At 38.4% G+C, this 12,691-nt stretch carries 14 protein-coding genes and 1 pseudogene; 8 read left to right on the forward strand and 7 right to left on the reverse strand.

Annotated features, from left to right (window positions below; genetic code table 11):
* Window positions 1-2: 2 nt before the first annotated feature.
* The 6 genes and pseudogenes from ACWYN3_RS20200 to ACWYN3_RS20225 form a co-directional block, all read right to left on the reverse strand.
* Window positions 3-958 (reverse strand): annotated as a pseudogene (locus ACWYN3_RS20200) (glycosyltransferase family 2 protein).
* Between the two features lie 125 nt (window positions 959-1,083).
* Entirely contained in the window at window positions 1,084-1,623 is a 540-nt protein-coding gene (locus ACWYN3_RS20205) for a DUF4199 domain-containing protein (protein WP_456222732.1), read from the reverse strand.
* A gap of 10 nt (window positions 1,624-1,633) precedes the next feature.
* Window positions 1,634-2,308 (reverse strand): hypothetical protein, encoded by a 675-nt coding sequence (locus ACWYN3_RS20210; RefSeq protein WP_456222733.1) that lies wholly within the window; start codon window positions 2,306-2,308, stop codon window positions 1,634-1,636.
* Window positions 2,301-3,563, reverse strand: a complete 1,263-nt coding sequence (locus ACWYN3_RS20215; protein ID WP_456222734.1) for a dihydroorotase — start codon at window positions 3,561-3,563, stop codon at window positions 2,301-2,303. The genes ACWYN3_RS20210 and ACWYN3_RS20215 overlap by 8 nt, the downstream gene beginning before the upstream one ends.
* Window positions 3,564-3,569: 6 nt before the next feature.
* Window positions 3,570-4,541, reverse strand: coding sequence for a hypothetical protein (locus ACWYN3_RS20220; RefSeq protein WP_456222735.1), 972 nt, complete (start codon window positions 4,539-4,541; stop codon window positions 3,570-3,572).
* Window positions 4,498-5,601 carry a BatA domain-containing protein gene (locus ACWYN3_RS20225; protein ID WP_456222736.1) on the reverse strand — a complete coding sequence of 368 codons (1,104 nt, stop codon included), beginning with the start codon at window positions 5,599-5,601 and terminating at the stop codon, window positions 4,498-4,500. The genes ACWYN3_RS20220 and ACWYN3_RS20225 overlap by 44 nt, the downstream gene beginning before the upstream one ends.
* Window positions 5,602-6,270: 669 nt before the next feature.
* On the opposite strand from ACWYN3_RS20225, the gene ACWYN3_RS20230 reads away from it, so the two are divergent.
* Together ACWYN3_RS20230 and ACWYN3_RS20235 are read left to right on the forward strand one after the other, a co-directional pair.
* On the forward strand, window positions 6,271-6,612 hold the full coding sequence (locus tag ACWYN3_RS20230) for a hypothetical protein (RefSeq protein WP_456222737.1): 342 nt from the start codon (window positions 6,271-6,273) through the stop codon (window positions 6,610-6,612).
* On the forward strand, window positions 6,587-7,057 hold the full coding sequence (locus ACWYN3_RS20235; RefSeq protein WP_456222738.1) for a hypothetical protein: 471 nt from the start codon (window positions 6,587-6,589) through the stop codon (window positions 7,055-7,057). The genes ACWYN3_RS20230 and ACWYN3_RS20235 overlap by 26 nt, the downstream gene beginning before the upstream one ends.
* Here the strand turns inward: ACWYN3_RS20235 and ACWYN3_RS20240 are convergent.
* Window positions 7,054-7,275 carry a hypothetical protein gene (locus tag ACWYN3_RS20240; protein WP_456222739.1) on the reverse strand — a complete coding sequence of 74 codons (222 nt, stop codon included), beginning with the start codon at window positions 7,273-7,275 and terminating at the stop codon, window positions 7,054-7,056. The genes ACWYN3_RS20235 and ACWYN3_RS20240 overlap by 4 nt on opposite strands.
* A 245-nt stretch (window positions 7,276-7,520) precedes the next feature.
* Between ACWYN3_RS20240 and ACWYN3_RS20245 the strand changes: the two genes are divergently transcribed.
* From ACWYN3_RS20245 to ACWYN3_RS20270, 6 genes are all read left to right on the forward strand, one after another.
* Complete coding sequence (locus tag ACWYN3_RS20245; protein WP_456222740.1) at window positions 7,521-8,606, forward strand: contractile injection system protein, VgrG/Pvc8 family; 1,086 nt, start codon at window positions 7,521-7,523, stop codon at window positions 8,604-8,606.
* Window positions 8,607-8,626: 20 nt separating this feature from the next.
* Window positions 8,627-9,319 (forward strand): phage baseplate assembly protein V, encoded by a 693-nt coding sequence (locus ACWYN3_RS20250; protein WP_456222741.1) that lies wholly within the window; start codon window positions 8,627-8,629, stop codon window positions 9,317-9,319.
* Between the two features lie 11 nt (window positions 9,320-9,330).
* A complete protein-coding gene (locus ACWYN3_RS20255) occupies window positions 9,331-10,185 on the forward strand; it encodes a hypothetical protein (RefSeq protein WP_456222742.1) in 855 nt (284 codons plus the stop codon).
* On the forward strand, window positions 10,182-10,595 hold the full coding sequence (locus ACWYN3_RS20260) for a DUF4280 domain-containing protein (RefSeq protein ID WP_456222743.1): 414 nt from the start codon (window positions 10,182-10,184) through the stop codon (window positions 10,593-10,595). Before ACWYN3_RS20255 ends, ACWYN3_RS20260 begins: the two co-directional genes overlap by 4 nt.
* A 2-nt stretch (window positions 10,596-10,597) precedes the next feature.
* Window positions 10,598-11,131, forward strand: a complete 534-nt coding sequence (locus ACWYN3_RS20265; protein WP_456222744.1) for a hypothetical protein — start codon at window positions 10,598-10,600, stop codon at window positions 11,129-11,131.
* A 73-nt stretch (window positions 11,132-11,204) separates the two neighbouring features.
* Window positions 11,205-12,257 (forward strand): hypothetical protein, encoded by a 1,053-nt coding sequence (locus ACWYN3_RS20270; protein WP_456222745.1) that lies wholly within the window; start codon window positions 11,205-11,207, stop codon window positions 12,255-12,257.
* Window positions 12,258-12,691: the final 434 nt, after the last annotated feature.

Here is a 12,691-nt window from a genome sequence, read left to right on the forward strand (position 1 = left end):
GCTTAAAGAATTTCTTTTTCTATCAGATAGTCATTACGTTCAGGCGCATTACGCGTAACCAGTTCAGCTACAAACCCCCAGTAAGAAAGAGTTGTGAGCCTACAATAATGGCTACTAATGCAATATAAAATCCAGGTTGATCTGTAACCTCTCTTTTGATTGGCAGGTTCATGGAAATATGATATAATTTCTCACCGATAATCCATAAGGTCATGATTGTACCAATCATAAAACTCAGTACACCGAGTGAACCAAAAAAGTGCATTGGTCTTTTACCGAATTTTCCAACAAAGAAGATAGACAACAAATCAAGGAAACCATTGATAAAACGACTGAAACCAAATTTGGTTACCCCATATTTACGTGCCCGGTGCTCCACAACCTGTTCGCCTATATTCTTGAATCCTGCCCATTTAGCGATCACCGGTATATAACGGTGCATTTCGCCATAAACTTCTATGGTTTTCACTACATCAGAACGATATGCCTTTAAACCACAGTTGAAATCATTCAGCTGTATACCAGACATTCTGCGTGTTGCAGCATTAAATAATTTAGTAGGAATAGTTTTGGTAATCGGGTCGTAGCGTTTCTTTTTCCATCCGGAGATGATGTCAAACTTCTCTTCCCTGATTCTGCGGTATAACTCTGGAATCTCATCCGGGCTATCCTGCAAATCTGCATCCATAGTAATAATCACATCGCCCTGTGAAGCTTCAAAAGCTACATTCAATGCGGCCGATTTTCCATAATTACGTCTGAACTTAATCGCTTTGACAGCAGGATAAGTCTTTTTCAATTCCTCAATTACTTGCCATGACGTATCAGTACTGCCATCGTCAACAAAAAGAATCTCATAAGAAAAATTATTGTCGGCCATCACCCTGGCAATCCAGGTGGTCAGTTCGGGCAATGATTCGTCTTCGTTAAATAGGGGAATGACAACAGAAATATCCATGCAGGTATAATGTGTATTAAAAATAACGTGCAAATTTTATCAATTAAAATGATAAAACCCGCACGTTTATAATTTATCTTGTTATTTAGCCACCCTTAAGCGTCCGTTTAAAATTTAAACGATTATTAGACAGCAGGGTTTTCTTTTTTCAGTATAACAGCACCAATAAGGCTAAGCACTAATCCAAAAATAGTATAAGTCATAGCGGCTCCAAAACCTATAAATATGGCCAAATAAGGTTTCATCATCGCTGCTCCCTTAGCTGCTTTCTCATTATCTCCAGCTTTTTCAACTGCTAACTCTACAGCATGATCTAAAGCCGAAGGGTCAAGTATTTTATAGTATAAAACAAATAACACAGCAATAAATAAGCCTGAATAAGCCGCAACCTTAAATCCGGCAGAAAAAGCCCTGCCAAAAGTGATATATCCGCCTAGTTCAGTTCTGTGTTTTGTCTGTGCATATAAAATTGCAAGTACAAACGGAACATAAGTACAAACCATACTGATAATCCGGGTAGGAATACTAATATTCTCATCCTGCGTATCAATATGCAGGAGTTTAAATATAAAAACCAGCGCCAGTGTATAGATTGAAAATACAATAGCTGCCTGAAAAGCAACCTTATTCGGCTTAATCTCTATTTGCTTTAATTCTTGTTCCATAAAACCCTGATTAGTTTTTTTCGTTGAAAACAGCAATTAAAGTATATACCGCAGTATCAAACTCTTTATTTGCACTGAATTCTTCCAGATCTTTAAATGCTTGCTCATTCGCTTTTGGCTGATTAAAGAAACTCATAAACGGAACAAATAATTCTTCCATTTCTTCTCCAAGATCAATCATTGCTTTATGGCTGATGATATCTTCAATACTGCTATCTGCTAATTGCTGATTGCTGATCAAATCTTCATAGATATGGAATTCATCCTGGAACTCATCTTCCTCTACCAGTAAGAATTCTCTTAAGAAATCTCCCAGTTCCGGTTTGATTTGCTCATCATGACACTCATTGATGTATAACAACAGGTTTAATAACTCTGTTCCACGATCAATAGTATCTTCTTCGATATCCGCCCACTCATCTGTATCCAGGTAATCTTCTTCCAGTTTCTTAATATCACTTGCAAAGAAGTTGATCATTAATAAATCGAAATAAACTTCTCTTAGTTCATCAAAAGCCGGGTATTCATCAAATACACCATCAAATTCTTCTACCTTCTCTAAAAAGCCCAGGTCCTTATTGAAAACATCCAGTAAATCCTGTTGTAATTTTAAAGAGTCATTACCTGAAAGTGCTGCAAATTTATCTAATGAGGCTACAAGAGCGCTCTGTACTTTACTATCCATATACTTGAAATTGATTGTTATTATAAACGAGTTGAACTTTCCCTGTAAGGGTTTGATTTAATAAAGGGGTATTTCTCGACTTCGAAAAGTTACTTTTACTGTTATATTCCCATTTTTCTGTCAGCCCGAAAAGTACAAAGTTTGCATTTTCACCGGCTGCGATTACAGGTACGGGAAGTTTAAGTAATTTACGTGGGTTAATTGAAAGTTTTTCCACAATCTGCGAAGCATCCAGCCCGGCTTTCACCAATAAAGGCAATACTGTCTGTAAAGCGATAATTCCGTAGGCTGCAATCTCAAATTCCACATCCTTAAATTCAGGTTCATGCGGACGGTGCTGCGAAGAAATCGCATCAATAGTACCGTCTTTTAATCCTGCCAATAAGGCTTTTATATCTGATTTTCCGCGTAATGGCGGTTTAATTTTATAATTGCTGTCAAAATCGTTCAGCAGTTCTTCAGTGAATACCAAATGATGCGCGGCAACATCACAGGAGATCTGCAAACCATCTTTTTTTGCTTTTTTAATTAGTGCAACTGAACCCGCGGTAGAAATACTGGTGATATGTACAGGCGCCTGATGATAGGTAGCCAGAAAAATATCCCTTGAAATATGCATTTCTTCTGCCAGTGCAGGCATACCTTTCATCCCAAGTAGTACACTTGTTTTGCTTTCATTAACCTGCGATTTACCTGCAATTGCTTTATTTTCAGGGTATACAATCAGTAAACCATCGATTCCCTTACAGTATTGCAACGCACGGCTCATAAACCCATCATCTGTGATTGGTTTATTTCCATCAGTAAAAGCGATTGCTCCCGCATTTTTCATATCAAAAAGTTCGGCCAGCTCTTTTCCTTCCAGGTCATGGCTGATCGCGCCCAGCGGATAAATATCAACCAGGTTATTTTTAGCTTTATTGATAATATATTCTACTTCCCCTTTCGAGTGTACAACAGGCTTGGTATGCGGTAAAACTGCAAGACCAGTAAACCCGCCAGCCTGAGCAGCAGCGGTAGCCGTTTTGATATCTTCTTTGGTCTCAAACCCCGGATCTCCAATGGAACAGTTCAGGTCAAAAAATCCTGGCGCAAGAAAAGCTCCCTTACCATTGATTAATGTTTCGTTTTCCAATGGCTTTAAAGTAGGCTCAATCTCAGCGATTTTTCCCTGTACCACACGAACATCACAGATTTTCTGATTATGCTGACTATTCGGATCGGTAATGGTTACGCCTGTGAGGAGAAGGTTCATGTCTTTTTATATTTTTAATTTGTTAAAAAATCGAATCAATAGGGCTTCAACGGCTAAAAAAACAGCACACAAAACTAGGCAAAGTTTCCATAACTCTGTGTGGTTATTTTCCACAGCTTTAATTGACAAATCGCCCCCGGCTTTTGTCAGATTCACTTTATTAGTCCCAAAAATTGTCTGAAGAGCTTTATCATCAGCGTAATGCATGTCTGATTCTGCACGTCCCTGGTTAAATGCATAAGTGCTCAATAAGGAGTCAGATTTATATAATTCATAAATTCCCGGTGTTTTAATCTGATCAGCTACATACAGTAATGTCTGACCAGGAACCTGCCTGATTTCGGGAATAACTTCCTGTTTACCAGAAATTAACCGCAGCGACTCGTTTGGATTCAGCTTAATCGGAGCAGCGGGCAAGTAGTTACTTTTTCCTATCGTATAATACAAAGGTTGCTCCTGTACGCTGGTTAAAGCAATTTTATAGAGCAAAGGGACAAATACAGGGTGTTGTGGCAAATTACTATCCTTGATATTTAAGGAAGCTGCACTTAAATATAATTGCCCTTCTCCTGACCGGTACTTACTAAAGAATGGCTGATTAAGCGGTAACCCCATTAAATCTTCTCTTCCACTTTTATTAATTCCAGTGTATGCAAAATGACGGTTAACTTTTGGCAGATCCAGTTTTGCTGGTATCTCTTCAAATACATCATTAAATACTTTATTTTTCAGTGCAATCATACTGACACTAACTGTATCCTTGCTCAATGTGATAGCTTGTGGAACGTCCAGTGCCTGTAAAAAAGAAGAGTAAACAGCCGGGCTTGCATCCAGATCAGGGAAGATAACTACTGTACCCCCATTTTTCATATATGTTTTCAATTCCTGAGCCAGTCCGCTTGAAGGTGTTTTCAGACCAGAAAGCACAATCAGGTTATAGTTGTGAAAACCAGCGTAAATAATTGCTGATTCTGACATCGTACTTAGTTTGAAGTAAGGATCTGCACCAAAAAGTGCACTGATATAATTTTTCTGAGGCCTCTCCGCTGATCTGTAAAACTTTTAATTCAGTATTCACTTTAAAAGTAAAAGTCAGATCATCATCAAAAGTGACCGGAAAGTCTTTAATGCTAATTTTTGCTTTTTGCCACCCGGCCGATAACCCACTAAAACTTAATGTGTCTCTGACTGATTTCCCAGCCGGTATATTTAAAGTTGCCAATGCCCTTTGCTGATTGTTAATCATCAGCTTTATTGGCACTCCGGTGCTGGCATCAGCCGAATAATTGCGCAACTGCACCACAAATTTCTCCTGATCGCCGGGTTTATGTGCAGGGGATAAAGACCATACAGAGTCTACCGCAACATTAGGAATGGTATTCGCATTTAACCTGACCAGGTTAACAGGATTCTTTGAATTGGTGTGAATAGCCGATTTTCCTGCAAATTGCTGTTGAAAATCGGACAAAATATAGTTATACTGATTTCGTTTCCCGGCTTCTGCTGCATTTTGCCTGTTAATGATCTGTTGCAAACTCCGTTCTACCGGAGAGACTTTAACCTCATCAATTAAATTTATCAATTCCTCTAAACTGACTAAACGCTGATGGCGGCCTTCAAAGTCATTCGTCAATAACTGAAATTTATCATTCAACTGAAATTGCTTAGCTATGCCCTTTGCTTTACGTTTAGCTTCATCCAATAAAGAACCTTCCTTATTGACTGCCTCCATACTGTAAGAATTATCAATATAAATATTGACAAGATTTCCGTTTTCCAAAGCACCGGCTGTCCCTGATGACCAGTAAGGACGTGCAAAAGCAAATACCAAAAATACAATCGCTAGTATCCGGCAGGCAAGGATTAATAAATTACGAAGTTTTTCCCGCGAAGAATGTTGTACTGTAACAGCCTTTAAGAAAGCGACATTACTAAAATATATCTTCTTAAATTTTCGGAAATTAAATAAATGAATAAGGATAGGAATGGCTACCGCCAGCAGAGAAAAAAGAAAACCTGGGTAGAGAAATTCATTCATTAAAAACCAAAGGTATAAATTTTATTAGTATCATTCTGCAAAAAACAGAAATTTTAGGAAATACAATTTTGCGTTTATCGGACACGGCTCTTATTTAGTGTATAACACTTCCCCAGTTCTGGTGTAGTGCTGTAGGGGTTGTGGTATACATTGAAGTAGCCTTGAAGTGGGGTTGAAGTAGGGTTGAACTAGCCTGGGCTACTTCAACCCTACTTCAAGGCTAGTTCAACCCTACTTCAATGTATACCACAACATAGCCACAACCCCTACAAAATGATACTCAAAATATGTTCATTTATTATTGAACCAGGTTTTTATTAAAGTTCAGCTATCTAATCGATCATAAGCCACATTATTTCATCTCCTAAATCCAATAGGCGTCTTCAACTGACAAATATTTAAAAATATCAGGCATACATCTCTATTTTGGTTAAATTCTTCTATGTTAAATGAGATCAATAAAAGAGTGTTTGTTATCCACTGGAAAAGATTTTGATTGACATACATTATTTGCTCAAAGAAGTGTCCTTAGATGACATGATGTCTAATTAATGCACTAAAAGTAAAGCGCATAAAACAAAACCCGTCGATTTGAGATTACACATACAAGTAAATTATTTTATTTATATTTATAAAAGCTTAAGAGCAGATCAATTAACAGTATACATCATGTGTAATTACAAATCATTAATCAAATCGGCTCTTTCGCTCTTTCTTATTCTCATTACTGCATTAATTTCATGTGATCATAAATACAGTAACATTGCTTCTCTGAACTGGTTTGACAAAGCCGATATTTATATGGGCGGCGAACTGAGCGACTCCACTACCTACTGGAAAAACGGAAAAGCCATTAGCCTGGACAAAAAAGGAATGTTTGCTAATGCAGTAACGGTATCTGGTAAAGACACCTATTTAGCAGGTTTTATCGCTATAAAAGATAGTTTAACTAACAACAGTACAGCACGTGCGGTATACAGTAAAAATGAAAAATATAGTTTTTTTGACTGACGGAAGAACTGCTGCGGTCGCTACTGCCATTTCGATATCAGGTACAGACATTTATGTAGCTGGTTATGAATACAATGGCGATAAAAACACCGCTGAGCCCGTTCATTCTCAAAAATCAATAGCTAAATACTGGAAGAATGGGATTCCTGTGGTTTTAACAGATGGTCATGCAAACGCCAGTGCCACAGCTATTACAGTCAAAGGAACTGATGTGTATGTAGCAGGCCATGAAAAAGACGAGATCTCTGTAGCCAGATATTGGAAAAACGGTAAACAAATAGCGCTGAAGATTGATAGCAATTTATCAAATGGAGCAAATTATTCAGAGGCCTATTCTTTTTTTTATTGCAGGGAACGATGTCTATATCGCCGGAACGGAATGTGGACTTGCAGCCTATTGGAAAAATGGTATACCAGTATTACTGGCTCTCAAAAAGAGTCCTAATCAATCAGGTACTGATAATGAAAGTTCAAAAGCGACTTCATTGTTGTTTCAGGACAGGATGTACACGTAGCCGGCATCCAGGATACACTTGCATCCCTTTTCCATACTGTCAAATACTGGAAAAACGGAAAGGCCACTACCTTATCCAAAAAACCTCTTGATGCAAAGACCAATGCATTTCTGGCGTTAAACGGCCATGATGTATATATTACCTGCACACTTGCGGATCCTGCATTTAATTACCAGACTATCGTCTGGAAGAATACTGTCCCTGCTATTTTCAGTAAAGAAACAATGCGTGTGACTTCTATTTTCGCAGCAGACAAATCTCATTAATTCTAAAATTAAGGAATAAAAACATACTTAAAACAATTTTCATAACTAATTGTTATAGAGTTATTTGCAGAGTTTCCCATTGTATTATATTTTCTTATTTATTTATCCTACTTAAAATCTATCCACCTTGGAACAGAAAATAATTACAGAAATCCAGATTGAAGGGAAAGAAGTACTACATTTCTCAAACGTGATTATCCGTCAGTATTTTAACCGGCATCATGAATTTGAACTACATGTTGACCACGATACTTTTGAACTTTCAGGAAGTTACCGTGCTGACCGCAGCAGAGAGCTGATCGGTAAAGCCATATCAATTGTATTAACTGATAGTGTAACCAGGAATGAGACCCGTTTTGCAGGTATCATATTTGAGATCGATCTGACCCAGGGACACGGGTTTCATGGTGAAGTGAAATTAAGTGGATTTAGTCCTACGATCTTACTGGATAGTGGTCCTAACATCAAGTCCTTTAAAGGAATGACCCTTCAGGAGATCGTGAATAAAGCAGGTTCTTCGATAGCATGGAATGATCTTAATTTCTCCGTAAAACCGCACTATACGAAGCCTATACCTTATATTACACAGTATAAAGAAAGTGCGTTTACTTTTATGAACCGTCTTTCGGCAGAATATGGAGAATGGTTCTATTATGAAGGGGATACTTTACATTTTGGAAAACCCGACAGCCAGGTAGAAGTTAATCTTATATATGGACAGGATTTACATAATCTGAATTGGTCAATGAAACTCAGTCCGGTGAATACTTCGCATTACAGTTATAATTCCTCCTTACACCAGCTCAATAATTCCGAAGCAACCGGAGAGGTTAGCGGACTAAATGAACAGCATGAATTTGCAGTCTCCAGGTCAAAAAGCTTATTTTCTGAGACCTATGATACTCCTGTAAATACACGTGTACAAAATCAAAAGGAACTGGAAAATATCGTTAAATTACGCAAAGAAGCTGCAATAGCTGATATGGTCAGGATTACCGGACGCAGCCGGAATCCTGGTGTAAATCTGGGAAGTATCGCAAACATTGAAGTCTCCAGAAAAGAGCTGTCTGATTTTATTAAAGAAACCTACGGAAGTTACTTAATTACAGAAGTAGTCCATCAGATAGACGGAAATAATCGCTATATCAATGACTTTATTGCTATCCCTTCCGCTACTGAAATAATGGCTGTTCATCATATGTTTATCCTGTAGCAGAGTCTCAGGTAGCTACAGTGACCGCTAATCATGATCCTGAAGGTCAAAGCCGTATCCAGGTTCAGATGTTATGGCAAAAAGATGAAACAACTGAATGGATCCGGGTTTTACAGCCTGATGCAGGAAGTGGCGAGGTTAATGGGAATAACAGGGGGTTTTATGTCATCCCCGAGATTGGAGATCAGGTCATCGTCGGCTTCAGATATAATGATCCTAACCGGCCTTTCGTGATGGGAAGCATCTACCATAGCCAGAATACCGATAGTGCAATACAGGCAAATAACCATCTCAAAAGCCTGTCTACACGCAGCGGACATGTGATTGAATTTGATGACAGTAAAGGTTCTCAGGGGATAACTATTACCGATCAGAATAATAATGTGATCCATATTGATACTCAAAGCAATAACATCACTATTTCTGCACTGGAAACGATGACCTTCAACTCGAAAAACATGAAGATCAATGTCCAGGAAAATATGGACATATCCGTTGGAAAGAATAAGAAGGAATTTGTCACTGAAAACTTTGACTTACAGGTTAAGAACATGAAAACCACGGTGGCAGAAAATGCAGATCAGGTTACCGGTAAAAAGGCACAGCACATTGCAGGAGAAATGACAATGCATACAAATGAAGGGAAAATACTCATTGATGGTACAGGAAAAATCACCATACAAAGTAAAGACCGGATAGATTATGGAGAATAACAGAGCTGCATATGATCTATAAAGGAATGGAATATGCGCTGCCGGTCACTCCTCTTTTGAACGAACTGACCTATACTATACGGCTTACAGATCAGCTTATTATTAACGATAAAGAAGATAAGATGCTAATCGAACTTACCTGTCGTATAAAAGCTGATGATGAGCCTCAGCAGTATATTCTTTTTTTAGATGACCTTAAGATCAATGGAAATGCAGAAGGTGATTATGAAAAACACGAATGGTTATTCGCAAGGTTATTTTCTATCAACAGCAACCCTTATCATCAAACCGATCAGTACGGATCTATAACAGGTGTAGGTGATAAAAAACGGATCTTGTCAGAATGGGAATTAGCCAAAGAAGATATCAGTGCTGTATATGAAAAAGATGAAATAACAGGACTGTTTAATAGTATGGATTATACTTTGAAGAATAACATGAAATTACTTTATCACAATGATCCGCTGCTCAATCTTTTATTTAATAATATATATCAGACTTATACAGGAGCAGAAAGTATTGGAACTGAAAAGATCATACTTAAACACTTTGGGGCAACCGGACTGCCCGTGATAGAATATAAAGAGCTGGTAGCTATTGATGAAAATTCAAATATAGCAACGATAGATGTGATAGGTCATATCAGTGAGTCGTTCACTGATATGGAAGGGATGAATAATTACCTTGCAGAGGTAACCGGACAGGAATCTGATGAAGAGATGGATTATTATTTTAATTACCAGGGACGGTATGAACTGAGCCTTGGAGTACAACATCATCATATAGATAAAGCAGAATTAACCATTTCCGGTTATTGCGGAGGGTATAAGAAACTAACTGTTTATCACTTAAAGTTACAGCCATGAGTAGAAAGTATGTTATTGATGGTGCCTGTGTGATATGTTCGCTGGGAACCGCTAAGGGCAAAATAAAAGTCACTTCTCAGCATAAAGTATTTATACAGGGGAAGTTAAAAGTGACCGATGAAGATAATACGTTAGCACCTAATTTTGGTTCCTGCAAGCGTTCCTCGAACCAGCCCGCATGTGTTCCGGCTTTACAAAAGTGGCAGCAGACCAGTAAAAAAGTGGTAATGGGCAGTAGGAAGTTCGTGATGGATAACTCTACTGTTAAATGCAGTAATGGCGGTCTCATCATTATTGATGATGATCTGCAGCGGGCCTCACCGGGTGGTGCTGACACGGGAAAAATAAGCCAGATCTCCGCTACAATGCCAATGGTACCTTATCAATCAACCAATACATCAGGCAGCTAGCTATGGGTAAGCAGAAAACTATAGAAAAGAAACCGCAGCCGGCAATTAAGGTAAAACCCAAATTAAAAGAACCATTTCCAGCCGCTGTAGTTGACAATACATTTGTATACCGTCCACAGCGGAGTCTGGTAGCGACCGGGGGAATGAAACTAAAGCTTAAAAGCGGCCCTCCGGAATTTAAAGGGTATATAATTTTTATAAATGGCTTCTGGGGCGATCCGGTAAAAAACACCGGTGCAGTGGCCTGGAACAGCTTAATGGATAAAGTTCCTGAGCGCGGTGATTCCTATAGCCTTAGAGGTGCTGAAAATACCAATGAAAAAGATCTTACGGATGATGACGACAGGTATACACCCGAAGAATATAAAAAAGATACAGCTAACCCACTTAAGTCCCAGATTAAGGAATCTATTAAGAACGGGCTCTTTCCAGGAAGGGCAATATATATGTATTTCCATGCTACTAAATTCGAACGTTATGTGAAATACTGGAATGTGAAAGAGAAAAAAATATCAATTCACCACAAAGTATGCTGAATATTTTGACGCCAAAGATAATATACACTATTTTAACGGGTCTCATGGCTTGCAGTCAGATCCCGGACACCGGATGCAACATGGTTATAAACAGGGTCTCACCTGGGCAAAACTGAATCTGAAATATATGGAAAAACCTAGTTATGATACTTTCCTTCCTTATATGCCCGGTTTAGCATCACCAGAGTATAATCCAATTACGATTGTAATGCATAGCCAGGGAAATGCGCTTGGGGTTGGTGTAGCAAAGGGGATCTTAGCGCATTTACAGACACTGAAATGGGATAAAGCTGCAATAAATATGGTTTACTTAGCCCTTCATCAGAATAAGGGTTTCACCATAGATGAGTACAACGACTATAAGAAGAAAAAACTGGATATGCTTGCGAATAAGCATATGAAAGCAAAATTAGCCGAGTTTTTTGAACGAAATAAGCTTTATATCGCAAAAGGTATTGACGAATATGCTGGTGAAAGGATCGTTGGCTGGAATAAACTTAAATCAAGAGGAGTGCAATTTACTTTTTCAAATGACCGTTCAGACGTAGTGAGCCGTCTGGGTGATATTCAGGGTATTGCCAATGCCTGTAATAGTGATGGAGATGATATGCATTTTACCCCTTTTGAAGTTACACCCTCTTCTTACCGGATCTTTTCCAAACATATCTTAAATAAGATATTGACGTACGATAATGAAGGTACGGGAGTAAATGTGGCTGTTAAACAAAAGAAAACTGTTATTTATACGGATCTGGTGGCTGACTTTTCGAAGGTGTACCATGCCTATAAAGCGAAACAGGCAGATATTGAAGCTGGTCGTGATAAGGCTTTCTACACCTATACTTCTACCAGCAGTACCGTGGGAATTGCTGTAACGAGTACTGTTTATACAATACGGTCTTATGAGGATGCAGTTGTCACTGCATATACGAAGTTATTTGATGCAGAACTTGCTGCACTTGCTGCACACTCCGGTCCTGTAGCATGGGGATTGGATACCAGGGTATTAGACTGGGCACCCGGCAAAAGTGTCTTCGATATGATCAAGGAGAAAGGTGCTGGTGTCTTTTACCGCAAGGCAAATAAGAATGCAAAACTATTGATTAACCCTGCACAAGTCCATTAAACTAAAGGAGATCATATTATTCGAATACAAAAAACGGTTTTTATAGCCGATACGTTAATCAAATTAAAACGATTATCATTCTCGATGATCAATTTGCCACGTGTTCTTCCATATCCGACCGCATTTCATTGTAAGTATGACCGGAATAAGGACTGATATTATTGAGATGATGAAAAAACATATGTTGAATTTTTGCACTTCAAACATTTGTATTTCCCAATGGGTTTTAGAAGAGTAAGCCGTATTGTTTATTGAATTTCTAAGGTCATTATAAATTTGGAAATAAAAAATTAATATACAGAACTGTTCCCAAAACGGGAACAGTTCTGTATATTTGTTAAATATGCGAGTGATAGCGATAAAGACTCTAAAAGATTACATTGAGGAATTCCATCAAGCAGAACAGGCGTTATTAAGTTGGCATGAAGAAGCTG

It is taken from the genome of Pedobacter sp. NJ-S-72, assembly GCF_053890575.1.